This window comes from Xanthomonas arboricola pv. populi, from assembly GCF_002939945.1.
Lineage (GTDB): Bacteria > Pseudomonadota > Gammaproteobacteria > Xanthomonadales > Xanthomonadaceae > Xanthomonas > Xanthomonas arboricola_A.
Genome location: NZ_MDEB01000002.1, coordinates 479,179 through 504,479, shown reverse-complemented (window position 1 = coordinate 504,479; position 25,301 = coordinate 479,179). Strand labels below are relative to the sequence as shown.

Below are 25,301 nucleotides of genomic sequence, written 5' to 3'. Positions count from 1 at the left end.
TGGCCTGCGTCGATGCCGGTCGGGGGAGGGCGGTTGCGGCGATCGCGGCGGTATCATGGCCGGCCAACCGTCCTGTCTTGAGCCATGTCGCCATCCGTGCTGCCGCCGTCCTGCATCCGTTCGCCCGCACCCGGCGCGCGGCGATGAGCCGCCCCGCACGGCCGGCACCACGCGGCGCGGAAGGGCAGGTGCGCATCGTCGGCGGGCGGTGGCGCAACACCAAGCTGGCGGTGCCCGACCTGCCGGGCCTGCGCCCGAGCAGCGACCGCGTCCGCGAGACGGTGTTCAACTGGCTGATGCCGCGCCTGCCCGGTGCGCGCGTGCTGGACCTGTTTGCCGGGTCCGGCGCGCTGGGCCTGGAGGCGGTGTCGCGCGGCGCCGCGCAGGCGACCCTGATCGAGCGCGACCCTGGCCTGGTGCAGCGCTTGCGCGAGCACGTGACCAGGCTGGATGCGGCCGATCAGGTACAGGTGCTGCAGGAGGATGCGCTGCGCTGGCTGGAGCGCGCGCCGGTGGCGCAGGCCAGCATCGCGTTCGTCGACCCGCCGTTTGCCGCGGGCCTGTGGCCCAGCGTGCTGGAACGCCTGCCCGCGCACCTGAGCGCCGACGCCTGGCTGTATCTGGAAGCCCCGGCCGAGCTGCCGCCGCAGGTGCCGGCCGGCTGGCATCTGCACCGCGAAGGTGCCACCCAGCAGGTGCGCTATGCGCTGTACCGCCGGGCCGCTGCTACACTGAACGGCGATCCGACCCCGGTAGTTTCCGTATGAGCGTGGCCAATAGCCGCACCGCCGTCTATCCCGGTACCTTCGACCCGATCACCAACGGGCATATCGATCTGGTGAACCGCGCCGCGCCGTTGTTCGAGCGCGTGGTGGTCGGCGTGGCTTACAGCCCCTCCAAGGGCCCTGCCTTGCCGCTGGAACGCCGCGTGGAGCTGGCTCAGGAAGCGCTGGCTGCGCATGCCAACGTAGAAGTACGTGGCTTCGACACGCTGCTGGCCCACTTCGTGCGCGACATGGGCGCCGGCGTCCTGCTGCGCGGCCTGCGCGCGGTGTCCGACTTCGAATACGAATTCCAGATGGCCAGCATGAACCGCCATCTGATCCCGGAGGTGGAGACGCTGTTTCTCACCCCGGCCGAGCAGTACAGCTTCATCTCGTCCTCGCTGGTGCGCGAAATCGCGCGGCTGGGCGGGGACGTGTCCGGTTTCGTTCCGGCGTCGGTCGTCGAAGCCTTGCGGCAGGTGCGGCAAGTCCGCGCGCAGGCCTGATTCTCTAGCAGTCACATCACCACATGCTTTTCAAAGGGAGGAGTTTCATGAAACACACCATGCGCGCGCTGGCGCTCGCTTCGATCGCTGCTCTGGCCGTCACCGCCTGCAAGAAGGAAGAGCCGGCACCGACCGCCGCCGCCGCTCCGGCTGCGCTGACCGCACCGGGCAAGGACGACAACGCCGGCTGGAAGAAGTACCTGCAGGGAGTGGTCGGCCAGAACCTGGGCGCCACCACCAACAGCCCGTTCCTGTACTACTTGCCGCCGGAGTCCGATGCCGAGTTCGCCGGCAGCTACGAGCGTCAGCTGGAAAGCGTCAAGACCGCGCTCGCCCGTGGCGTGCAGCCGGGCAACATGCTGGCCTTCGGTTCGTCCGCCTCGACCAAGATGGCCGACCTGATCGACGTCGCGTTCAAGGACGTGCCGCCGGATTCGATGAAGGGCGTGCGCGTGCTGTTCATCGGCAATGCGGCCGAGAATGCGCGCGTGCAGGCCATCGTCCAGCCCAAGGGCGTGGAATACACCTTCGTTGAAGCCAAGTAATGCCGTACCGGGCCGGATGCGCGGGAGGGCGCGTCCGGCCGCCGTGTGGAATCGCGGCATGCTGCTGATTCCGCACGCCATCGGAGCCGGTCCGCTTGGACCGGTTGCCGACCACGCGCATGGCGTTGTCCGTGCATCGCGCCACGCCCCGTGCGTCCGCGTCCGGCAGTACGTTGCGTTCCAGCGCCTGGCGTTGCATCGGGCTGCGTCGCATCGCATGGTGGTGCCGATATGTCGCTGAAGATCAACGAGCTCTGCGTCAACTGCGATGTCTGCGAGCCGGCGTGCCCGAACCAGGCCATCTCGATGGGCGACACCATCTACGTGATCGACCCGGCACGTTGCACCGAGTGCGTGGGCCATTTCGACGAAGCGCAATGCGTGGTGGTGTGCCCGGTCGAATGCATCGACCCGGACCCGGCGATACCGGAAACCCACGATCAATTGCTCGCCAAGCTCATGCAGCTGCAGCGCGACCACCCCGAACTGTACGAACAGGAGCCTCCCGCCCCGTGAGCATCTTTTCCCGACGTTTTCCTTCGCGCGGCCTGTTGCTGCTGGCGTTCGTGCTGGCACCGCCGGCCTGGTCTGCCGATGGCGCCAAGCCTGCGGCGGCCGCGACCTCGCCGGTGGCGGGGCATCCGCCCGGCGCGGCGATTGCCAGCGGTCACGTGCTGGCCACCGACGCCGGCCTGCAGATCCTGCGCGAGGGCGGAAATGCGTTCGATGCGGCGATCGCGGTGTCCTCCACCCTGGCGGTGGTCGAGCCGATCAGCTCGGGCCTGGGCGGCGGCGGCTTCTTCCTGCTGCACGATGCCAAGGCCGGCAAGGACGTGATGCTGGACGCGCGCGAGACCGCGCCCGAGTCGGCCAGCGAGGCGCAGTTCCTCGACAAGCAAGGCGCGCTGGACCGCGACCGCTCGGTCAACGGCCCCTGGTCGGCCGGAATTCCCGGGCTGCCTGCAGCGCTGGTGGAGCTGGCCACCAGGCATGGCCGGCTGCCGCTGAAGCAGTCGCTGGCACCGTCGATCCGTATCGCCACCGAAGGTTTTCCGGTGTACGCGCGCATGGCCAAGGGCTATGCCTCGCGGCGCGAGGTGATGGAGCGTTACCCCGGCACGCGGCAGGTCTATCTGCGCGGCGGAAAGCCGATTGCAGAGGGCGACATCTTCAAGCAGCCCGAATTGGCCCACACCTTGAAGCTGCTCGGCGACAAGGGCTTTGACGGCTTCTACAAGGGCGAAACCGCCAGCAAGCTGCTGGCCGGCGTCAAGCAGGCCGGCGGGCAGTGGAAGGCCGCCGAACTGGCCGGGTATCGGGTCAAGCAGCGCACGCCGATCCATTTCGATTACCGCGGCTGGAAGATCACCACCGCGCCGCCGCCGTCCTCCGGCGGTATCGCACTCGCCGCCATGCTGCAGATCCTGGAAGGCTGGGAGCTGGACACGCTCGACGATGCGCACCGCACCCATCTGGTGGTGGAAGCGATGCGCCGCGCCTACCGCGACCGCACCTTCTTCCTGGGCGACCCGGACTTTGTCGCCGTGCCGCAGCGCGTGCTGACCAGCAAGGATTACGCACAAGGCCTGCGCGCCACGATCAACCCGGACAAGGCCACCCCCAGCGACCTGCTGTCGGGCAACCCGACCCCGCTGGAAGACGACGAGACCACGCACTTTTCCATCATCGACGGCGAGGGCAACCGCGTCGGCGCCACCCAGACCGTCAACCTGCTGTACGGCTCGGGGCTGATCCCCAAGGGCACCGGCGTGCTGCTCAACGACGAGATGGACGACTTTGCGCTCAAGCCGGGCACGCCCAATGCCTTCGGCGTGATGGGCTACGCGGCCAACGCGCCCAAGCCGGGCAAGCGCATGCTCAGCTCGATGACGCCGACCTTCATGGAATCGGCTGACAAGGTGGCGGTGATCGGCACCCCGGGCGGCAGCCGCATCATCACCATGGTGCTGCTCGGCATCCTGGGCTACGACGCCGGCCTGGACGCGCAGCAGGTCAGTGCCTTGCCGCGCTATCACCACCAATGGCTGCCGGACGTGATCGAGGCCGAGAGCAACGCGTTCTCGCCGCAGACCGTCGAGGCGTTGCAGGCGATGGGCCATACGCTCAAGCTGCCGGGCGACACCGCCGAGGGCGGCCGCGGTTCCAGCCACGTCTGGGGCAACCTGCAGACAGTGGAATGGGACAAGCGCAGCAACGTGCTCACCGGCGGTAGCGACCCGCGCAACCCGGTGGGCAAGGCGCAGGTCCAGCTGGCGACACCTGCACGGTGAGTGCCGCATGCCTGCTCCGTGCGGCGGGGCAGGCATTACACGGCGAACGATGAGAACCGGCTTGCGCTGAGGCGCGGGCCTGGCCTGCCGGTTCGGCGCAGGCGGCGCAGGTGCCGAACACGCAGCGCGGCGAACCATGTCCCGACCTCGGCAACTACGTGCAGCATGCCTGCACCAGCCTGAGTGGGTGCCGGAAGGTCACTTGCTGCCAGCAGCAATACGGTTTGGTGCCGTGTCCTATGTCGGGATTGGACTTGTCGCTGCGCGTCGATTTGGCGACCATCGTGGCATGACCATTTTGCAGACCCTGCTCACCGCCATGGTGATTGCATCGCCCATCGCCGCCTGCGCGGCCGATACGACCGGCACTGCCGGCAGCACGGCGGCTGCCGGCGCCGCGATCCACGTCAATCAACTCGGTTATCTGCCGGGCTCGGCCAAGCTGGCGGTGGTCGGCTTGCCGCCGTCCGCAGCGGCTGTGACAGACCGCTTCACGGTCGAGGATGCCAACGGCCGTCGCGTGCTGGAGGGCCGCTTGTCGCCGGCGGCCACCTGGGCACCAGCGGGGCAAGAGGCACGCGTGGCCGACTTTTCCGCGCTGCGCGTCCCGGGGACATATCGGGTGAAGATCACCGGCCTGCCGACGTCGGATCCATTCCCGATTGCGGCCGGTGCCTACCAGCCCGTCGTGGATGCCTCGCTCAAGGCGTTCTACTTCAATCGCGCCAGCACCGCGCTGCCGGCGCAGTTCGCCGGGCGCTATGCACGTGCGGCCGGGCATCCGGACACCGATGTGCGCATCCATCCTTCCGCGGCCTCGGCCACGCGCCCGGCTGACAGCGTGATCCGTGCGCCCAAGGGCTGGTACGACGCCGGCGACTACAACAAGTACATCGTCAATTCCGGCATCAGCACCTACACCCTGCTGGCCGCCTACGAGCAATATCCGGCGCTGTTCAAGGCGCAGCCGCTGACCATCCCCGACGACGCCCCCGGCGTGCCCGGCATCCTGCAGGAGACCTGGTGGAACCTGGAATGGATGCTGGCCATGCAGGACCCGGCCGATGGCGGCGTGTACCACAAGCTCACCGACAAGCAGTTCGATGGGCTGGTGATGCCGGACCAGGCCAGGCAGCAGCGCTACGTGGTGATGAAGGCCACTGCCGCCACGCTGGATTTTGCCGCGGTGATGGCGACAGCCAGCCGCGTCTACGCACCGTTCGACACGCAGTATCCGGGCGCGTCGGCACGCATGTTGAAGGCCGCGCGCAATGCCTGGGCATGGGCGCAGCAGCACCCGGATGTGATCTACCGCCAGCCCGACGACGTGCGCACCGGCGGCTACGACGACGCGCAGGTGGACGATGAATTCGCCTGGGCCGCGGCCGAGCTGTATGTGAGCACGCGCGAAGACGGCTTCTATGACGCAATGATGGCGCGCAACGTGCCGGCTAGCGTGCCGGGCTGGAGCAACGTCGGCGGCCTGGCCTGGATGTCGCTGGCCGAGCATCGCGACCAGCTCACCCCGCATGCCGATCGCGCACGCATCACCCGTGAGATCACCGGTCTGGCACAGCGTCTTGCCGAACAGTGGCAGGCCTCGCCCTGGCGTCTGGCGATGACCGACACCGACTTCGTGTGGGGCAGCAACGCGGTGGTGCTCAACCGCGCAATGATGTTGATGCAGGGCTATCGGCTGACCAGGCAGCGGCCGTATCTGGACGCCGCGCAGTCGCAGCTGGATTACATCCTGGGGCGCAATCCGTTGGGCCTGTCGTTCGTCACCGGTGTTGGGCTGCGCAGCCCGATGCATATCCACCATCGCCCCTCCGAGGCCGACGGCATCGACGCACCTGTGCCGGGCTGGCTGGCCGGTGGTCCGCAACCGGGCCAGCAGGACGCCAAGGACTGCAAGGTTGCGTACCCCTCCAAACTGCCGGCGCTGTCGTATCTGGATAACGCCTGCAGTTATGCCAGCAACGAAGTGGCGATCAACTGGAACGCGCCGCTGGTGTATGTGAGCGCGGCGATCGAGGCGTCGACGCGGTAAGGCGGTGGGCTCCAGTGCGGCGGCGCGATTTTCCCTTCTCCCATCGGGAGAAGGTGGCGCGTAGCGCCGGATGAGGGGCGACAGCGGCAGCAACACCGACGCACCGTACCCTCACCCCAACCCCTCTCCCGTAGGGAGGGGCTTCAATGCGCCGATTACCTCATCGGCGCTGCTTCAGCGCGATCGGCAATCGTCCAGCGCGCATCAGCTTTTTGATTTGGCCGCTTCAGACACTCACTCCACCCGCGTGCCGAAGATCCGGTCGCCGGCATCGCCCAGACCGGGCAGGATGTAGCCCTTGTCGTTGAGATGGTCGTCGATCGCGGCGGTGTAGACCTCCACGTCCGGATGCACGGCTTCCAGTGCCTTGAGGCCTTCCGGTGCGGCGACCAGGAAGATGCCCTTGATCCGCCGCGCGCCGGCGCGCTTGAGCATGTCGATGGTGGCGATCAGCGTACCGCCGGTGGCCAGCATCGGGTCCAGGATCAGTGCGTCGCGCTCTTCCAGGCGGCCGGTGAGGCGTTCGAAGTAGGGCACCGGCTGCAGGGTCTCTTCGTCGCGCTGCAGGCCGACCACGCTCACGCGCGCGGCCGGGATCAGCGCCAGTACGCCGGGCAGCATGCCCAGGCCTGCGCGCAGGATCGGCACCAGGGTGATTTTCGCGCCGGCAATCCGCTGCACGGTCACTGGGCCGGCCCAGCCGGGTTGCACGTGCGATTCGGTGTCCAGATCGGCGGTGGCCTCGTAGGCCAGCAGCGTGCCCAGTTCGGTGACCAGTTCGCGGAAGCCCTTGGTGCTCAAGGCGGCATCGCGCAGCAGACCGATCTTGTGCTGGACGAGGGGGTGACGAACTTCGACGATTTTCATGGGCAGCGACAGACGGGGGAGACCCACAGTGTGCCGCAGCCGGCGGCAGCGTCGCCACACATTGCGCGTGATCGCGCTTGCAGATGTCATGTCAGTGAAACGTCGCAGACATAGTGTGCCCACCCATTCTTAAGCGATTGGGGAAGCACCCGTGTTGAACAAGACTCCGCTGTGCCTGGCGATCACGCTGACGTTGGCGGCGGCCGCGTGGAGCCCGCTTGCGCAGGCGGCCGAGGGTGCGGCAGCTGCGACCGGCGCGTCCGGCGCGGCAGCCATCGATCTGGAGCGCCTGGAAGTGCGCCCGCAGGTGGAATCGCAGGTGCGCGCAGTCGATCTGAAGCGTGGCTCCGATGCGATCCAGGATGCAGTCGCCTCCGACGCGATGGGTCGTTACCCCGACAAGAATGTTGCAGAATCCTTGCAGCGCCTGCCCGGCGTCAGCGTCACCCGCGATCAGGGCGAGGGTCGCTTCGTGGTGATCCGCGGCCTGGATTCGGCGCTCAACAGCGTCACCATCGACGGCATGACCATGGGCACGCCGGAAGACGGCACGCGCTCGGCGCCGCTGGACGTGATTCCGTCCGACTCGACCGAGCGCCTGAAAGTGGTCAAGTCGCCGACGCCGGACATGCCGGGCGATTCCATCGGCGGCGCGATCCAGGTCGAGTCCACCTCCGCATTCGATCGCGATGGCCGTACGCTGCGCGGCTCGATCGAAGGCAGTCACCAGTCGCTGTCGGGCAAGACCAGCCCCAAGGGCGCGTTCAACTACAGCGATATCTTCGACGGCACGGTTGGTGTGGCGGTGGGTGTGAACTACCAGGATCGCGAATTCGAATCCGACAATACCGAAGTGGCCTACGACAGCTTCGATGGCGGTGCGGCCGACGATCTGTTCGCCGGCGAAGTGCAGCGCCGCAAGTACTTCATCGAGCGCACACGCATGGGCGCCAACCTCAATCTGGACTGGCGCCCGGACGCGGACAACCGCTATTACCTGCGCACGCTCTACAGCCGCTTCGACGATGCCGAAACGCGTCAGCGCACCATCTTCGGCCTGGCCGACGGGCAGGTCAGCGCCAATGGCGATGGCACCTACACCGTGGCCGATCTGCCCGCCGATGCCATCTCCAAGCGCGTGCGCCATCGCACCAAGAAGGAGGACACCATGGCCTTGAGCGTGGGCGGCGAAAACCGTCTGAGCGCGGCCACGGTCGATTACAAGCTGGGCTACACCAAGACCACCGAGCGGGTGGACGATGAGATGGAGGCGCGCTTCAACTATGCCGGCGACGATCTGTCGGCCACGGTCGATCAGAACAGCGGCATCCCGCGCCTGGGGTTCTCCGACAATGGCTGGCAGAGCAACGACGATTTCGTGTTCGACCGCTTCGTGCTTGCGCCCAAGCGGGTGGACGACAGCGAGCGCAGCGCGCAGATCAACGTGCGCTTCGATGGCGAGCATTCCAGCCTGAAGATGGGGGTGCTCGGCCGCTGGCGCGAGCGCGATGTCGATGTGGACGAAAGCGAGCTGCGTCGCGGTCCGGCGATCGATCTGAGCGACTGGACCACCGCCGCGCCGGAACACCGCGGCGGCACGCTGGGCGAAAGCATCGGCTCGGACGGCATGCGCCGTTACTGGAACACCTCCGGCACTCTGTACAGCGCACGTCCGCAGGATGTCGGCGGCAATCTGCAGACCTCGCTGCAGGACGACTACAGGGCCACCGAAGATGTGTTTGCGACGTACGCGATGGGCACCTGGGACATCGGTGCGCTGCGCATGATCGCCGGCGTGCGTGTGGAGAACACCCAGTTCGACGCCACCGGCAACCAGGTCGACGTGGCCGAGAACGGCCGCACCGCCACGGTGACGCCGCGCGACGCCTCCAGCAGCTACACCAATGTGCTGCCTGGCCTGCACCTGCGCTACGACACCGGCAACGACTGGGTGCTGCGGTTTGCGGCCAACAAGACCTTGTCACGGCCTGCGTTCGGCGATGTCTCCCCGCGCGTGAGCATCAATCGCGGCGACAACGAGGTGAGTCTCGGCAATCCCGACCTCAATCCGTATCGCTCAAAGAATCTGGATCTCTCGTTCGAAAAATACATCGGCAGCACCGGGCTGATCTCGCTGGGCGTGTTCACCAAGTCGATCGACGACTACATCGTGCAGACCATCAGCACCAACGATGCCGAGTTCCCCAACCTGCAGGTCACGCGCTCGATCAACGGCGACACCGCAAAGGTACGCGGCGCCGAATTCAACTGGCAGCAGGCGCTGGACTTTCTGCCCGAAGGCTGGAACGGCCTTCTGGTCGGTGCCAGCGCCACCGTGCTGGACAGCGATTTCGATCCCGGCCTGAGCGATCGCGCCGGCGACGACTTCACCTTGCCGCGCTCGTCCAAGCGCATCTACAGCGGGCACCTGGGTTATGAAAAATACGGTTTCAGTGCACGGGTGGCGGCGGTGTATCGCAGCGAATACCTGGACACCATCGGCCAAAGCCGTGCGTACGATATCTATGTCGCCCCGCATACCCAGCTGGATTTCAGCATGAACTACCAATTCAACAGCCACGTCAGCCTGTATCTGGAAGCGCAGAACCTGCTGGACGAACCACTGGAGCTGTACCAGGGCGTGCCCTCGCGCACGCTGCAGAACGAAGAATACGGCCGCACCTATGCGCTCGGCCTGAAGGTGGCACTGTGATCGCATCGCGCACACTGCTGCACACCACGCTGCTTGCCTCCGCGCTGGCGCTGGCGCTGACCGCCTGCGCCAGCGCTCCGGCCGACCGCGAAGCCGACGAAGCATTGCTGAAAGATCCCTTGCTCAGCGAGGCGAAAGTGGCGCACGAAGTGGTGCCGGAAGCCTTCATCACCGCGCTGACCCCAGCCGACAATCTGGATTCCCCGGCCAGCTGGATCGCGCCCGACGGCAGCCGCTGGTTGATCGCCACCGCCAAGGCCACGCATGCGCTGGTGGTGTTCGATGGCGACAGCGGCAAGCGCCTGCGCGTGGTCGGCGGCAGGGGCAAGGCCCTGGGCAAACTGGATCGCCCGAACGGGATTTCGGTCGTCGACGATCTGGTGTTCGTGGTCGAGCGCGACAACCGCCGCGTGCAGGTGTTTGCGCTGCCCGATTTCACACCGTTGACCAGCTTCGGCCAGGACGAACTGCGCGAGCCCTATGGCCTGTGGGTGCGCAAGCACGACGGCGGCTACGAGGTGGTGGTCAGCGACAACTACATGTCGCCGGCCAACAAGGATGAGCCGCCGCCGCTGGCCGAACTCGGTCAGCGTTTCCGTCGCTATCAGTTGGCCAACGCAGGGCAGGGCTGGCAGGCGCGGTTGACGCAGAGCTTCGGCGATACCACCGAAGCGGGTGCGGTGCGGATCGCCGAATCGGTGTTCGGCGATGAAGCCCATGCGCGCCTGATGATTGCCGAAGAAGACGTCGCCGTGGGCACGCAGTTGCGCGAATACGGTATGGACGGACGCTATCGCGGCCGCAATGTCGGTACCGGTCTATTCAAGGCGCAGGCCGAAGGCATGACGCTGTTTGCGTGCAAGGACGGTAGCGGTTACTGGATCGCCACCGATCAGTTCAAGGACCGCAGCGTGTTCCAGGTGTTCGATCGCCAGAGCCTGGCGCATGTCGGCGCCTTCGCTGGCCGGGTGACCGCCAATACCGACGGCGTATGGCTGGATCAACGCGGCGATGCGCGCTTTCCGGGCGGGGTGTTGTACGCCTTGCACGACGACCAGGCGGTGGCGGCCTTCGACTGGCGCGATATCGCGCGCACGCTGCGCCTGAAAGAGTGCGCACCATGATCGCCGCACGTGCAGCACTGTCTGCAGCGGTGTTGCTGGCCGCGGTGACGGGGACGCGATCGTTCGCCGCCGAACGCGCGGCCGAACCCAACACCCAGGTGCCGGCGGGCTCCACCCACTATGTTGCCGATGGCTTTCCGGACCGCATCGTCGCCACGCCTGCGCAGGCGGCGGCGACCGGTTTCGCAGTGGCCTGGCGTACCGATGCCAGCGTCGATCAGCCGTGGCTGGAACTGGTGGTTGCCGGCGACTCGCCCGACGTGGGCACGCCGCGGCGCATCCGTGCCAGCACCGCCACGCTGACCAGCGAGAACGGCAACTCGCATCACCACCGCGCCGATATCGACGGGCTGACGCCGGACACGCTGTATGCCTACCGCGTGCAGGGCCACCGCACCTGGGGTGCGTGGAATCATTTCCGCACCGCGGCTGCCCCCGACACGCCGCTGACGCTGCTGTATTTCGGCGACACCCAGAACAAGAACCTCAGCCTGGTCTCGCGGGTGATCCGCCAGGCCTGGCGCTCGGCACCGGACGCGCGACTGGCCCTGTTCGCCGGCGATCTGGTCAGCGGCAAGGACGGCCAGGACGACAACGAATGGGCCGAATGGTTCGACGCCGGGCGCTGGTTGCTGGAAGGCACCGCAGTGGCGCCGGCGCCGGGCAATCACGAGTATCACGAAGAGGGCGAGGACACCCCGCAGCCCAAGCGCACGCTCGGCAACCATTGGCCGGTGACTTTCGCCCTGCCGCGCAACGGGCCGTCGGCCACCGCGCGCACCAGCTACTGGTTCGACTATCAGGGCGTGCGCATCGCCGTGCTCGATGGCACCTCGGTGCTGGATCAGGGCACCGGCCCGGCACAGGCGCAGTGGCTGGACACCGTACTGGCCGACAACCCGCATCCGTGGTCGATCGTGCTGATCCATCAGCCGTTCTTTTCCCCGCGCGCCGATCGCGAGAACGAGAAGCTGGTCGAGCAGGTGCTGCCGGTGATCCGCCGTCACAAGGTCGATCTGGTGCTGCAGGGGCACGACCACACCTATGGCCGGCGCGGCGATGCGGCAGGGCAGGCGACGCCGGTGTTCGTGGTCTCGGTGGCCGGGCCCAAGCAGTACCGGCTCTCGGAGATGGCGCGCAAGAGCATGCGTCCGGTCGGCGAGGACACCCAGCTCTACCAGGTGCTTCGCATCGACAACCAGAAGTTGCGTTACGAGTCGCGCACCGCCACCGGACGCCTCTACGATGCGTTCGAGCTGGAGCGCGGCGGCGATGGCCGCAAGCGGCTGGTGGAGCAGGAAGCCGGACGCATCGCGCCGCGCGATTGCCCACGTAGCGCGACCCTGAAGGGACGCGCAGACCGGTGTTGGGAGTGAGGGGATGCGACAGACACGAAGCCGTTGGCGGGGGGCGGTCGTGCCGGATGACGACGCTGTGAGCAAACTTCGGTTCTGCATTGATTCTGCAAATGGACGGCAAGCGTAACCATTTAAAATTGTGAATTACGTCACGCTAACAATGGGACTACTGTTGTGAACGACCGGATCTCCATCCGGGTAGCCGGCTTCGACGCGGTGCTTCGATGGAGGTGTGGTTCCCCCAGTCCCGAGAAGCCCCCCATGATTCCCCACGTGTTTCATCTCACTGCGCCGACCAAGCACCTGCTTTGGGAAGAGCGCAAAATCCAGGCCCGCCTGCAGCGGCTATTGCCGGGCTGGACGTGCCATGTCTGGGACGATGCCGACAACTCCGCACTGATGCGTCGCGCATTTCCGGAATTCGCCGACCGCTACGAGGCAATACGCTTCGGTGTGATGAAGGCCGACATCGCCCGCTGCGCCTATATGCACACTGATGGCGGGTTCTATTTCGACACCGACTACAAGCTGCTGCGCACCCTTGGCGCGGACGTACTGGCGCAGCAATGCGTGTTGCCGATCGAAGAAGGCGCGCCCGGCAACGAGCAGTTCAAGATCGGCAATGCGGTGTTCGGCTCGGAGGCAGGACATCCGTTCTGGCGCGCCTTCATCGAGCACATCTTCACCACGCATGCGCCCGAGACGTTGGAAGACCATCGGCAGATCCCGATGATTTCCGGTCCGCGCGGGTTGACGCGTTTCTACAACGCGCACGCCGGCGAGTTTGCCGGCATCGTATTCCCAGCGCGCGATGCGTTCCATCCGGATCGCACCTGGTTCGGGCTCGGCCACCGTGGCGGCGCGGTCGCGGTGGGCTCGCATCTGTGCTGGGCATCCTGGCGCGGCAAGTCGCCACGCCGGGCAGTGACCAATTACCTGCGCCGCAAGCTGAGCGCCGTGCCGATCTGAACGGACCGGGCAACCGCGCCGCGGCGCGTTCCGCCAAGGGCGCACGACGGGCTTCGGGGCGGCCGCGCGCCCGTCTGGCAGGCGCGCGGGGGCGGGCTGCGTCGCCTTTACTTTAGGCGGCGCACAAAACCACGGGGCTCACCGGCAGGCGGGCGCGGCCGATGGACGGAATCGGCCTGCATCACTCGGACACTGCAGTTCCTCCGCGGCGTCTGCCCCGCACCTGAAGACTGCTCGCCATGTCTTGTGGTGACTCTCAAGCCGCCTCGGCCCGGGTCTGGCGTGGACCTTCCTTCAGCGCACGCGCGATCAATCCGACCAGCAGATCCAGCTCGTCTTCGTCCATCGCAAAGTGCGGGGTGAAGCGCAGCGAATTCTCGCCGCCATGGATCACGTTGACGCCGCGATGGCGTAGCCACTCTTCGGTGGAACCGGCGCCATAGCACTTGAATTGCGACGCCAGCTCGCAGGAAAACAGCAATCCGGTACCCTGCACCTTGGTGATCAAACCGCCCAGCTCGGACTGCAGTGCCTGCAGCTTGGCGATCGCCTGTGCGCCGCGGGTGCGGATGTTGTCGCGCACCTGCGGGGTGAACAACGCCAGCGTGGCGCAGGCGACATCCAGCGCACGCGGATTGGTGGTCATGGTGTTGCCGTAGGTGCCCTTGCGGTACACCTGCGCGGCGTGTGCGGTCACCGCCAGCACCGACAGCGGGTATTGCGCGGCGTTGAGCGCCTTGGAGTAGGTCTCCAGATCCGGCGGGTCGAGCTGTTCGAAGCCGGGATAATCCACCACCGACAGCACGCCGTGCGCGCGCAGGCCGGCCTGGATCGAATCCACCAGCAGCAGGCTGCCGTGCAGGCGGGTCAGCTCGCGCGCCGCGGCATAGAACGCGGCCGGCAATGCGCGGCCCGGGTCGCCTTCGCCCATCACCGGCTCCAGGAACACCGCCTCGATGAACCAGTGATTGCGCGCGGCCTCGTCGAAGGCGCGGTGCAGCGCCGCCACGTCGTACGGCGCGATCGCAATCACCGAGTCTTCGTCGCGGTAGCTGGCCAGATACTTGGTGTAGGTCTTGCGGCTGGAATCGGAATACAGGCCGGGGCGATCGGTGCGGCCGTGGAAGCTGCCCTTGACCACCACGCGCTTGATGGTGGCGCCGGCATGGCGCGCGCCCGGGTCGGTGTGCAGCTTGGCATTGGTATCGACGATGCGCGCGGCCAGGCCGACCGCCTCGGAACCGGAGTTGAGACACATGAAACGTGCGAACGGACAGCCGCCGCGCGTATGGCCGATCTCGGCGCGCAGGGCGCGGTCGAGCCGGCGCTGCGCCAGGCTGGGCGTCATCACGTTGGCCATTACCTGCGGGCGTGCCATCGCCTCGAGCACCGGCGCGGGGGTGTGGCCGAAGCCGAGCATGCCGTAGCCGCCGGCGTCGTACAGCACCGCGCCCTTGAGCGTAATCACCCAGGGGCCGCACGCGGCCAGCGCCACGTAAGGGGTCACCGCATCGTCGGCGTAGAAATTGATGAAGCCGTCCTGCACCGCGCCGATCTGTGCGTCTTCGTCCAGGTCCAGCAGGTCGGCGGCCTCGGCACGCACCAGCGCGTACTCGGCGGCCGCCGCGTCGATGGCGCGTGCAAGATCCGGGTGATTGGCGGCCAGACGCGCGATGCTGGCATCGTCCAGGCCATCGGTCAGGCGGCGGCCGGCATGGGCGCGCAACGGGGCGAGCGGGGCGAGGACGGACATGGCGCATCTCCTGCAAGGTGGCGTTCCCTTTCTATTATCGGCAGAAGATCGGCGTTTGGCAGCGTGAATCCGGGCAGGAAGTCGGGTATTTTCGTCGAATCGACGAACCATCTGGGCAAAAGTGAAAATCACTCCCTCCGACGAACGCCTGCTGTCGCTGCTGCGCGAGGACGCGCGCGCCTCCACCGCGCAGATTGCGCGCCGGCTCGGGCTGTCGCGCACGACCGTGCAGAGCCGGATCGAAAAACTCGAACGCGACGGCGTCATCAGCGGCTACACCGTGCGCACCCACGACGCCTACGAACAGGGCCGCATCCGCGCGCATATCCTCATCACCGTGCTGCCCAAGAAGATGCCCGCCGTGGTCAAGGCGCTGCGCGACATCCCGCAGGTACGCCTGCTGCACTCGGTCAGCGGCGCCTACGACCTGATCGCCCTGGGCGTGGTCGGCGGCGTCAACGAGATGGACGTGCTCACCGACGCCATCGGCGCGATCGACGGCGTGGAGCGCACGACGACGTCGATCATTTTGTCAACGAAGTTCGAGCGGTGAGGGGCGGGGAATCGGGAATCGGGAATCGGGAATCGGGAATCGGGAATCGGGAATGGGGAATGGGGAATGGGGAATGGGGAATGGGGAATCGTAAGAGCCAGATCCGGGGGCCGGAACTTTTACGACGCAGACCGGCCCGCTTTTACCATTCCCGATTCCCGAATCTCCATTCCCGGCCGCAGTTACAATAGCCGGCTCCTCAGCCATCTAATCCTGCGGCCTTGAAGAAGTCCGATTTCCACTATTCGCTGCCCGACGAACTGATCGCCCAGGCGCCATTGGCCGAACGGGCGGCCAGCCGCCTGCTGGTGGTGCCGCCGTCGCCGCAGGCGCTGGTCGACCGGCAGGTGCGCGATCTGCCCGCGCTGTTGCAGCCGGGCGATCTGCTGATCTTCAACGATACCCGGGTGATCCCGGCGCGCCTGTTCGGGCAGAAGGCCAGCGGCGGGCGGGTGGAAATCCTGATCGAGCGCCTGCTCGGCGAGCGGCAGGCGCGCGTGCAGATCGGCGCCAGCAAGTCGCCCAAGGCCGGCAGCCTGATCACGCTGGATGCCGGCGGCCAGGCCGAAGTGCTGGGCCGCGACGGCGAGTTCTATCTGCTGCGCTTCGATATCCCCACGCCGCTGGAGCACTGGCTGCTGGAAGCCGGGCGCCTGCCGCTGCCGCCGTACATCCGCCGCGAGCCGGGCGTGGAAGACCGGGAGCGCTACCAGACCGTGTTCGCGCGCGAAGTCGGCGCGGTGGCCGCCCCCACCGCCGGGCTGCATTTCGATGAGGCGCTGCTGGCGCGGTTGCGCGAGCGCGGGGTGGAATTCGGCCACGTCACCTTGCACGTGGGTGCCGGTACCTTCCAGCCGGTGCGCGTGGACGCGCTCGATCAGCATGTGATGCACACCGAATGGCTCAACGTCGGCGCCGCGCTGGTCGAACAGGTGCGCCGCACGCGCGCACGCGGCGGCCGGGTCATCGCGGTGGGAACCACGGTGGTGCGCTCGCTGGAAAGCGCCTGGCGCATCACCGATGCCGCGCCCGAGGGCGAACTGCTGCCGTTTGCCGGCGAAACCCAGATCTTCATCCTGCCCGGCTACCGCATCCGCAGCGTCGACGCGATGGTCACCAACTTCCATCTGCCCGAAAGCACGCTGCTGATGATGGTCTCGGCCTTCGCCGGCCGCGAGCGCATCTTTGCCGCCTATCAACACGCCATCGAACAGCGCTATCGCTTCTTTTCGTATGGCGATGCGATGCTGCTGTGGGGCAGGGAATCGGGAATCGGGAATGGGGAATCGTAAGTCGGCATCCGCCGAACGATCAGCCACCTGCCAACCGCTTCTGCGATTCCCCAATCCCGATTCCCTATTCCCGGCCCCTCCATGTCCCGACTCCAGTTCCAGCTTCAAGCCACCGACGGCCTTGCCCGCCGTGGGCGTCTGACCTTTCCGCGCGGCACCGTCGAGACGCCGGCGTTCATGCCGGTGGGCACCTATGGCTCGGTCAAGGGCATCCTGCCCGAGCAGATCCGCGCGCTGGGTGCGGAGATCATCCTGGGCAATACCTTCCATCTGTATCTGCGCCCGGGTCTGGATGTGATCGGCGATCACGGCGGGTTGCACGGGTTCGCGCGCTGGGACGGGCCGATCCTCACCGATTCGGGCGGTTTCCAGGTGTTTTCGCTGGCGCATCGCCGCAAGATCACCGAGCAGGGCGTGACCTTCGCCTCGCCCACCGATGGTGCGCGGGTGTTCCTGGGTCCGGAAGAGAGCATGCAGATCCAGAAGGTGCTCGATTCGGACATCGTGATGATCTTCGACGAATGCACGCCGTACCCGGCCACCGAAGAGGTGGCGCGGCGCTCGATGGAGCTGAGCCTGCGCTGGGCGCAACGCTCGCGGCAGGCGCATGACGGGCTGGGCAACGACGCGGCGCTGTTCGGCATCGTGCAGGGCGGGGTGCATCCGGACCTGCGCAGCCGCTCGCTGGACGGGCTGCAGGGTATCGGTTTCGACGGCTACGCCATCGGCGGGCTGGCGGTGGGCGAGCCGGAGCATGAGCGCAACGCGATGCTGGAACACCTGCATCCGCGCCTGCCGGCCGACCGCCCGCGCTATCTGATGGGCGTGGGCCGGCCGGAGGACCTGGTCGAAGGCGTGGCGCGTGGCGTGGACATGTTCGACTGCGTGATGCCCACCCGCAATGCGCGCAACGGGCATTACTTCACCTCCTTCGGCACCGTGCGCATCCGCAACGCCAGGTACGAGCGCGACCTGGACACCATCGAGCCGGGCTGCGGTTGCCATGCCTGCAGCAGCGGTTACACGCGCTCTTACCTGCGCCATCTGGACCGCTGCAACGAGATGCTGGCGCCGATGCTGGGCACCCTGCACAACCTCTGGTACTACGAGAAACTGATGGCCGACCTGCGCGCGGCGATCGCCTCGGGAACCTTTGCGCAGTTCCGGCGGTCCTTCTATGCGGCACGCGGCGCCATCACGCCGCCGTTGCCGGGGGAAACCAGCTGAGACCGGCCGTCCGCGCCCCTGCGCGGACGGTTTGGAACCCGCATGGCATAATTCCCGGCTGTTCCGCTCCGGCGGTACCTGAATAGCGAGCGGCCGGTTGGCGCGCTGGCACCAAACTAGGATGCACTGAATGAATCTGCTCGATTTCCTGATCCCCGTCGCCCAGGCGCAGGCCACTGGCGGCGCGCCGGCGCCCGGCCCGATGGGAAGCCTGTCCACCTTCGCGCTGCCGATCATCCTGATCGCGGTCATGTACTTCCTGATGATCCGCCCGCAGATGAAGCGTCAGAAGGAGCACAAGTCGCTGCTGGACAAGCTGGCGCGCGGCGATGAAGTCATCACCTCCGGCGGCGTGGCGGGCGTGATCACCGACATCGGCGACAACTTCATCACCGTGGAAGTGGCCGACAACGTGCGCATCCGCGTGCAGAAGAGCGCCGTGGGCCACGTGCTGCCCAAGGGCACGCTGAAGTCTGCCAACTGAGCGGCAACCAGAACCGCTGCGCTCACTGTCAGGTGGGCGCAGTCGGTGCCTCGAACCGGCGCTCACCGCTCCGGTCCGCGCGCACCGCCGCATCCACCTGACGACCACTGGCGACGTTGTGTTGGCCGCTTGAAGTCGTTCTCACTGCTAGGCGCGTCGCCGGGATGGTGTCGCGCGGGACTGTCGCAATGCTCGAATTTCCTCGCTGGAAGTATTTCCTGATCCTGCTGGTGCTGGCGTTCAGCGCGTTATACGCGTTGCCCAACATCTACCAGAAGGACCCGTCCGTGCAGATCACCGCCAGCCGCGGTGCCCAGCTCGACGACGCCTTGCGCAGCCGCATCGACGCCGACCTCAAGGGCGCCGGCATCACCCCGAAGGCCGTCACGAAGGAGGGCGACAGCCTGATGGTGCGCCTGCCCAACCTGCAGGCACAGACCCGCGCCAACGACGTGCTGCGCCAGCAACTGGGCGAGAACTACACGGTGGCGCTGAATCTGGCCTCGACCGTGCCGGACTGGCTGGCCAAGCTGGGCGGGCGGCCGATGGTGCTGGGCCTGGACCTGGTCGGCGGCGTGCACTTCGCCATGCAGGTGGACCAGAAGGCCGCGCTGGAAAAGCGCCTGGACGGCTTTGCCGAAGACATCCGCACCACGCTGCGCGATGGCCGTATTGCCTATCGCTCGGTCGAGCGCCGCGGCGACAACAGCATCCAGGTCAGCCTGAGCGAGGGCGCCAGCGTCGACGCCGCGCGCACCGCGCTGGCCAAGTCGCAGCCCACGTTGACCTATGACGTCAGCGGCCAGAACATCTCGGTCAAAGTGCCCGAGGCCGAGCTCAAGCAGATCGCCAGCGGCGCGATCGAGCAGAACCTCACCACCTTGCGCAACCGCGTCAACGCGCTGGGCGTGTCCGAACCGACCATCCAGCGCCAGGGCGAAGACCGCATCGTGGTCGAACTGCCCGGCTTGCAGGACACCGCCGAGGCCAAGCGCCTGATCGGCGCCACTGCCTCGCTGGAATTCCGTGCGGTGGTCGAAGGCAATGCCGAAGACGCGGTGCGCAGCGGCAGCATCCCGCCCGAAGCCAAGGTCTACCGCGTGCGCGATACCGGCGCGCCGGTGCTGCTCAACAAGCGCGCGCTGGTGACTGGCGACCAGATGGTCAGCGCCAGCGTCAGCACCGACCAGAACGGCATGCCGGCGGTGGCGGTGACGCTCAACAACGTCGCCGGCCAGCGCATGCTCGACTACACCAGCGCCAACGTCGGCAAGCTGATGTCGGTGGTCTACATCGAGCGCATTCCCACCGTCAGCATGGTCGACGGCAAGGAAGTGCGCAGCGTGCGGGTCAAGGAAGAGGCGCTGTCGCCGACCCGCATCGCCGGCGTGTTCGGCAAGAACTTCCAGACCACCGGTCTGGAGAAGGTGGAGGCCGAGAATCTTGCCAAACTGCTGAAATCCGGCTCGCTGGCCGCACCGATGGATTTCGTCGAGGAATACGTGATCGGACCGAGCCTGGGCGCGGAGAACGTGGAGCGCGGTGTCACCGCGGTGATCTACTCGTTCCTGTTCACGCTGGTGTTCTTCACCGTCTACTACCGCGTGTTCGGCGCGATCACCTCGGTGGCGCTGCTGTTCAACCTGCTGATCGTGGTGGCGGTGATGTCCTTGTTCGGCGCCACCATGACGCTGCCGGGGTTTGCCGGTCTGGCGTTGTCGGTGGGCCTGTCGGTGGACGCCAACGTGCTGATCAACGAGCGTATCCGCGAAGAGCTGCGCCTGGGCGTGCCGGCCAAATCGGCGATTGCCGCCGGTTATGAAAAGGCAGGCGGTACCATCCTGGACGCCAACCTCACCGGCCTGATCGTGGCCGTCGCCCTGTACGCATTCGGTACCGGGCCGCTGCGCGGTTTTGCGTTGACCATGATGATCGGTATTTTCGCCTCGATGTTCACAGCGATCACCGTGTCGCGTGCGCTGGCGGTGCTGATCTATGGCCGTCGCAAGAAGCTGAAGACCGTCGCCATCTGAGATGCGAGTCCGGCCTTGTCCCCTGCAGCCAGCTGCCAGGGGCGGGGAATGAATCCCTTCGCAAGCGTTGCGCATCCTGACGGTGCGCAACGTCTAAACGGAAGATCTTTTCCATGAAATTGTTCCCGCTCCATCTCATTCCCAACGACACCAAGATCGATTTCATGCGCCTGCGCAAGCCGGTGCTGATCCTGATGCTGGTGATCGCGGTGGCCTCGGTCGGCGTCATCGTCGGCAAGGGCTTCAACTACGCTCTGGAATTCACCGGCGGCACGCTGGTGCAGACCTCGTTCCAGAAGACCGTGGACGTGGACCAGGTGCGCGAGCAGCTGGCCAAGGCCGGCTTCGAGAACGCCCAGGTGCAGAACGCACGTGGCGGCAACGAAGTGATGATCCGCCTGCAGGCGCGCGAGCAGCACAACAACCGCGACGATGCCGCCAGCACCGTGGCCGAAGAAGTGCGCAAGGCCGTCAGCACCGAGCAGAACCCCGCCACCGTGCAGCCGGGCGAATTCGTCGGCCCGCAGGTCGGCAAGGACCTGGCGTTGAACGGTGTGTACGCCACCGTGTTCATGCTGGTGGGCTTTCTGATCTACATCGCCTTCCGCTTCGAGTGGAAGTTCGCGGTGGTCGCCAGCCTGACCGCCTTGTTCGACCTGCTGGTCACGGTGGCCTTCGTGTCGCTGACCGGCCGCGAGTTCGACCTGACCGTGCTGGCCGGCCTGCTGTCGGTGATGGGCTTTGCGATCAACGACATCATCGTGGTATTCGACCGCGTGCGCGAAAATTTCCGCGCGTTGCGGGTGGAGCCGCTGGAAGTGCTGAACCGCTCGATCAACCAGACGCTGTCGCGCACGGTGATCACTGCGGTGATGTTCTTCCTGTCGGCGCTGGCGCTGTACATCTACGGCGGCGAGTCGATGGAAGGCCTGGCCGAAACGCACATGATCGGCGCGGTGATCGTGGTGATCTCCTCGGTGATCGTGGCGGTGCCGATGCTGAGCATCGGGCCGTTTGCGGTGACCAAGCAGGATCTGCTGCCCAAGGCCAAGGACGTGGAGGCGCTGGCGCGTCGTCCTTGATTGGTCATCGATCTTCGATCACGGAAAAAACCGCGCACTGCGCGGTTTTTTCGTTTTGGCGCATCGCGCAGTGCAGTGCAACGCGTCGTAGGAGCGCGCTTGAGCGCGACCGGGCTTTATCGGTAACGCCTCATCGCGCCCAGGTGCGCTCCTACCGGGCCGGGCGAGCGGGCTGGCTGAACCCGCTGGAGCCAGGTCAGCCATGCAATGCAATCCGTCGTAGGAGCGCGCCAGAGCGCGATGAGGCTTTATCGGGAATGCTTCATCGCGCCCGGGTGCGCTCCTACCGGGCCGGGCGAGCGCCCTGGCGAATTCACCAAACCCAGGTCAGCCATGCAGTGCAATGCGTCGTAGGAGCGCGCCCGAGTGCGACCGGGCTTTAGCGGGAAGGCCTCGTCGCGCTCGGGCGCGCTCCTACGAGCTAGGTGAGTGCGCTGCAATGTCCCGCGACGCGCGCACCGATCCTCGCGGACTCACAGATTCCAGTCGATCCGCATGCCCGCGATCAGGGCGTTCTTCAGATCGCTGGTGCGGGTGGGTTCGTTGAACTGGTCGGGGTTGATCACGTAGTGCAGGTTCGGCGCGATGCGCAGGCGCTTGGTGACCTGGATGCCGTAGCTGAGCTCCATCATGATCTGGTTGTCGGCCGGGGTGCCGGTACCGCCGGCCGAGGCGCGCGCCAGGCGCAGGTTTTCGATCGCCTCGTCGCTGTACTTCTGCTGGGTGATCACAAACGCAATGTTGTCCTGCGGGCGGCTGGCGAAGGTGCCTTTCTGCACCAGGCCGAGCTGGATGAAGTGATCTTCGATGGCCTGGCCAGAGGTGCTCTTGAGCACCGCGCCGAATACGGTCAGGCCGCGGCTGCCGGACGGGTCGGGGTTGGTGACCTGTTGTTCGAAGCGGCCGAACACGCCCGAGCGACCCTGCCTGTTGTCGTAGCCCAGGCCGCTGAGCACGGCCGGGTTGCCGTTGCGGTCGCGCAGCGGGTCGGTGTAGTCGGAGTTGTCCTGCCAGCCACCGAGTTCGTACATCGCGGCCATGCTGCCGTCGCCGCCCTTGTTCTTGTAGCCGACCGCGTAAGGCACCACCACGCCGGTGGTGTCGTCGGTGCTCCACTTCAGGCCGTGCTGGCCGTCCCGGGCCTGCACCGGGTTGACCTCGTAGGCGCCCACATGCACGTAGACCTTGGGCGTGACCCAGGCGGTGGCATGCGCGGCCCAGCTGGACACCGGCCAGTAGGTGAAGTTGCTGGTGCGGAACACGAAGGTGGGATTGCCGCAGGCCGAATTGCCCTGGAAGTACTGGCACAGGTCCGAGCCGAGGAATTGGATGTTGGCCACGCTGCGGCCGGCTTCCAGTTCCAGGCGGTCGTCGAACAGTTTCTGCAGCAGGGTGAAGTTGGCCAGCCGCGTGCCCTGGCCGCCGTAGATTTCCTGCACCGAGGTGCTGTTGCCGATACTGCTGTTGGCCAGGTTGGTGCCGTGGCGGTTGGTGACGTATAGCTTGACGGTGGCGCCGCCCCAGCCGAACAGGCGGTCCATGTCGACGTCGGTGCCCACCATCAACTGGCCGGCGTAGGCGTCGCCGTTCTTGCGCCCGCCATCGATCATCGATGCCGCTTCGCCGGTGTAACCCAGCTTGAGCTTGAAGGCATCGGCGGCATCCTGCGCATGGGCGAGCGGGGTCAGCGCCAGTGCCAGCGACAGGCACAGCAGGCGGGGACGGGCATGGCGGGGGGCGAGGGCGGTCATGGCAGGGCTCCGAACAAGGAAGGCGTGGCCGGGGTGGCGAACGCGACAGCTAGGGGAAGGGCAAGCCGCCGGCCGCGCACCAAGGCGCGCAGCGCAGCGGTGAAACCAGTCAGCGGGAAGGCGGGTTGGCGATCAGGCGTGTCGAATGCGGGGGGCGGCAAGCGGCAGCGACGAGGCAGCCGAACGTCAGGCGACCACGTCGGCTACCGGCTTCTTGAGCAGGCGCAACGCCACCGCGGTGACCACCACGCCGACCACCAGGGCCAGCACGTAGTTCAGCAGGTGGGTCACCGCGTTGGGGATCAGCAGCACGAAGATGCCGCCGTGCGGTGCCTTCAACTCGGCACCGGCGGTCATCGAGATCGCGCCGGCCACGGCCGAGCCGATCACCAGCGCCGGGATGGTGCGCAGCGGGTCGCGCGCGGCGTACGGGATGGCGCCTTCGGTGACGAAGGCCAGCCCAAGTACGCCGGCGGCGGTGGCCGAGCCGCGCTCTTCCACGGTGAAACGGTTGCGGAACACCCAGGTGGCCAGCGCGATGCCCAGCGGCGGGGTCATGCCGGCGACCATGGCGGCGGCCATCGGGGTATAGACCTGGCTGGCGATCAGGCCGGTGGAGAACGCATAGGCGGCCTTGTTGACCGGCCCGCCCATGTCGAAGGCCATCATGCCGCCGAGCAACAGGCCCAGCAGCAGCGCGCTGCTGCCCTGCATGCCGCGCAGCCAGGCGGTGAGCCAGGCCAGCAGGTCGGCGACCGGTTGACCGAACACATACATCATCGCCAGCCCGACCAGCAGGGTGCCCAGCACCGGCAGGATCAGCACCGGCTTGAGCCCTTCCAGATTGCGCGGCAGGCGGATGTAGCGGTTGAGCGCGGCCACGCCGTAGCCGGCGATGAAGCCCGCAATAATCCCGCCGAGGAAGCCGGCATTGAGGTTGGCCGCGACCAGGCCACCGATCATGCCGGGCGCGATGCCGGGGCGGTCGGCGATGGAATAGGCGATATAGCCGGCCAGCGCGGGCACCATCAGGGTGAAGCCAGCCTTGGCGCCGATCTGGAACAGCGACCAGGCCAGCGTGCCCTGGTGCGCATCGTCGCCGGCGTAGATGCCGCCGAGTGCGAATGCCAGCGCGATCAACAGGCCGCCGGCGGTGACGAAGGGCAGCATGAACGACACGCCAGTCATCAGGTGCTTGTAGGCGCCGGTGCGGCCGTTGCCTGCGTTCTCGGCTTTTGCGGCGCCTGCGACCGGCGCCGCGCCGCCGTGCACGCCAGCCTCCGCCAGCGCCTTCTGGATCAATGCCGGGCCATCGTTGATCGCTGGCTTGGTCCCGCTCTTGAACAGACGCTTCCCACCAAAGCGGGCCAGGTCGACCTCGCGATCGGCGGCGATCAGCACCAGGTCGGCGTCGCGGATTTCGGCGTCGGTCAGTGCGTCCTGCGCGCCGACCGACCCCTGGGTTTCCACGCGGATCTGGTAGCCAAGTTTCTTGGCCGCCTGCTGCAGGCCTTCGGCGGCCATGAAGGTGTGCGCAATGCCGGTGGGGCAGGAGGTGATCGCGACGATGCGCTTGCTGCCAGCGCTGGCGCTGCCTGCGGCAGCCGACGCGTTTGCAGCCGCCGGTGCGGCAAGCTGGTTCACCGCGGCGGCCGGGTCGTCCAGTACCGCGCCCAGGCTCAGGCGCAGCAGCTGCGCATCGCCGAAGCGGGCGGTGTCGGCATCGGCGTCGCCGATCACCAGCACCTGGCCGGCGCCGCTGGCCAGTTCATCCGGCAGTGCGCCGAGCACGCCCTGGTCGCTGCGGATTTCGATCGTCACGCTGCGCCCGGCGGCGGTGGCCGCGCGGCGCAGCGCTTCGGCCGCCAGGACGGCTTCGGTGCTGCGGTCGCCAGCGGCGATGACCACGATGGAAGAGGACATGCGAATCTCCTGCGTT

General features: G+C 66.8%; 20 protein-coding genes. 16 read left to right on the top strand and 4 right to left on the bottom strand.

The genetic code is table 11. The features are described from left to right. Positions 1–77: 77 nt before the first annotated feature. The 6 genes from rsmD to XaplCFBP3123_RS08630 all read left to right on the top strand — a co-directional run bounded on the left by rsmD (position 78) and on the right by XaplCFBP3123_RS08630 (position 6,156). Entirely contained in the window at positions 78–767 is a 690-nt protein-coding gene (rsmD, locus tag XaplCFBP3123_RS08660; RefSeq protein WP_172453167.1) for a 16S rRNA (guanine(966)-N(2))-methyltransferase RsmD, read from the top strand. Next, positions 764–1,270, top strand: a complete 507-nt coding sequence (coaD, locus tag XaplCFBP3123_RS08655; protein ID WP_104533662.1) for a pantetheine-phosphate adenylyltransferase — start codon at positions 764–766, stop codon at positions 1,268–1,270. The genes rsmD and coaD overlap by 4 nt, the downstream gene beginning before the upstream one ends. A 47-nt stretch (positions 1,271–1,317) precedes the next feature. Then, entirely contained in the window at positions 1,318–1,815 is a 498-nt protein-coding gene (locus XaplCFBP3123_RS08650; protein ID WP_172453166.1) for a hypothetical protein, read from the top strand. A gap of 231 nt (positions 1,816–2,046) precedes the next feature. Next, positions 2,047–2,331, top strand: a complete 285-nt coding sequence (locus XaplCFBP3123_RS08640) for a YfhL family 4Fe-4S dicluster ferredoxin (protein ID WP_104533660.1) — start codon at positions 2,047–2,049, stop codon at positions 2,329–2,331. Further along, entirely contained in the window at positions 2,328–4,106 is a 1,779-nt protein-coding gene (gene ggt, locus XaplCFBP3123_RS08635; protein ID WP_104533659.1) for a gamma-glutamyltransferase, read from the top strand. Before XaplCFBP3123_RS08640 ends, ggt begins: the two co-directional genes overlap by 4 nt. 289 nt (positions 4,107–4,395) lie before the next feature. Continuing rightward, positions 4,396–6,156: a glycoside hydrolase family 9 protein gene (locus tag XaplCFBP3123_RS08630; protein ID WP_104533658.1), complete on the top strand. Its 1,761-nt coding sequence runs from the start codon at positions 4,396–4,398 to the stop codon at positions 6,154–6,156. A 234-nt stretch (positions 6,157–6,390) separates the two neighbouring features. On the opposite strand, the gene upp is transcribed toward XaplCFBP3123_RS08630, so the two are convergent. Then, positions 6,391–7,023 (bottom strand): uracil phosphoribosyltransferase, encoded by a 633-nt coding sequence (gene upp / locus XaplCFBP3123_RS08625; RefSeq protein ID WP_104533657.1) that lies wholly within the window; start codon positions 7,021–7,023, stop codon positions 6,391–6,393. A gap of 151 nt (positions 7,024–7,174) precedes the next feature. On the opposite strand from upp, the gene XaplCFBP3123_RS08620 reads away from it, so the two are divergent. From XaplCFBP3123_RS08620 to XaplCFBP3123_RS08605, 4 genes are all read left to right on the top strand, one after another. Continuing rightward, positions 7,175–9,736 (top strand): TonB-dependent receptor, encoded by a 2,562-nt coding sequence (locus XaplCFBP3123_RS08620; RefSeq protein ID WP_172453165.1) that lies wholly within the window; start codon positions 7,175–7,177, stop codon positions 9,734–9,736. Beyond that, complete coding sequence (locus XaplCFBP3123_RS08615) at positions 9,733–10,860, top strand: phytase (protein WP_172453164.1); 1,128 nt, start codon at positions 9,733–9,735, stop codon at positions 10,858–10,860. The genes XaplCFBP3123_RS08620 and XaplCFBP3123_RS08615 overlap by 4 nt, the downstream gene beginning before the upstream one ends. Next, positions 10,857–12,236: a purple acid phosphatase family protein gene (locus XaplCFBP3123_RS08610; protein ID WP_104533822.1), complete on the top strand. Its 1,380-nt coding sequence runs from the start codon at positions 10,857–10,859 to the stop codon at positions 12,234–12,236. Before XaplCFBP3123_RS08615 ends, XaplCFBP3123_RS08610 begins: the two co-directional genes overlap by 4 nt. Positions 12,237–12,479: 243 nt before the next feature. Next, positions 12,480–13,187 carry a glycosyltransferase family 32 protein gene (locus XaplCFBP3123_RS08605; protein WP_104533656.1) on the top strand — a complete coding sequence of 236 codons (708 nt, stop codon included), beginning with the start codon at positions 12,480–12,482 and terminating at the stop codon, positions 13,185–13,187. 256 nt (positions 13,188–13,443) lie between these two features. Here the strand turns inward: XaplCFBP3123_RS08605 and XaplCFBP3123_RS08600 are convergent, their stop codons facing one another. Next, positions 13,444–14,940, bottom strand: coding sequence for an aminotransferase class III-fold pyridoxal phosphate-dependent enzyme (locus XaplCFBP3123_RS08600; RefSeq protein ID WP_104533655.1), 1,497 nt, complete (start codon positions 14,938–14,940; stop codon positions 13,444–13,446). A 121-nt stretch (positions 14,941–15,061) separates the two neighbouring features. On the opposite strand from XaplCFBP3123_RS08600, the gene XaplCFBP3123_RS08595 reads away from it, so the two are divergent. From XaplCFBP3123_RS08595 to secF, 6 genes are all read left to right on the top strand, one after another. Continuing rightward, positions 15,062–15,493 carry an Lrp/AsnC family transcriptional regulator gene (locus tag XaplCFBP3123_RS08595; protein WP_016903291.1) on the top strand — a complete coding sequence of 144 codons (432 nt, stop codon included), beginning with the start codon at positions 15,062–15,064 and terminating at the stop codon, positions 15,491–15,493. Between the two features lie 221 nt (positions 15,494–15,714). Beyond that, positions 15,715–16,785, top strand: a complete 1,071-nt coding sequence (queA, locus tag XaplCFBP3123_RS08585) for a tRNA preQ1(34) S-adenosylmethionine ribosyltransferase-isomerase QueA (protein WP_104533653.1) — start codon at positions 15,715–15,717, stop codon at positions 16,783–16,785. Positions 16,786–16,866: 81 nt separating this feature from the next. Then, positions 16,867–18,012: a tRNA guanosine(34) transglycosylase Tgt gene (gene tgt, locus XaplCFBP3123_RS08580; protein WP_104533652.1), complete on the top strand. Its 1,146-nt coding sequence runs from the start codon at positions 16,867–16,869 to the stop codon at positions 18,010–18,012. Between the two features lie 130 nt (positions 18,013–18,142). Continuing rightward, positions 18,143–18,496, top strand: a complete 354-nt coding sequence (yajC, locus tag XaplCFBP3123_RS08575; RefSeq protein WP_104533651.1) for a preprotein translocase subunit YajC — start codon at positions 18,143–18,145, stop codon at positions 18,494–18,496. Between the two features lie 188 nt (positions 18,497–18,684). Next, entirely contained in the window at positions 18,685–20,529 is a 1,845-nt protein-coding gene (gene secD, locus XaplCFBP3123_RS08570; RefSeq protein WP_172453163.1) for a protein translocase subunit SecD, read from the top strand. Between the two features lie 113 nt (positions 20,530–20,642). Next, complete coding sequence (secF, locus tag XaplCFBP3123_RS08565; protein WP_104533649.1) at positions 20,643–21,611, top strand: protein translocase subunit SecF; 969 nt, start codon at positions 20,643–20,645, stop codon at positions 21,609–21,611. A gap of 473 nt (positions 21,612–22,084) precedes the next feature. Here the strand turns inward: secF and XaplCFBP3123_RS08560 are convergent, their stop codons facing one another. Both XaplCFBP3123_RS08560 and XaplCFBP3123_RS08555 read right to left on the bottom strand, forming a co-directional pair. Further along, positions 22,085–23,362, bottom strand: a complete 1,278-nt coding sequence (locus tag XaplCFBP3123_RS08560) for a carbohydrate porin (RefSeq protein ID WP_172453162.1) — start codon at positions 23,360–23,362, stop codon at positions 22,085–22,087. Positions 23,363–23,548: 186 nt separating this feature from the next. Then, complete coding sequence (locus XaplCFBP3123_RS08555) at positions 23,549–25,285, bottom strand: PTS fructose transporter subunit IIC (protein ID WP_104533648.1); 1,737 nt, start codon at positions 25,283–25,285, stop codon at positions 23,549–23,551. Between the last annotated feature and the right edge of the window lie 16 nt (positions 25,286–25,301).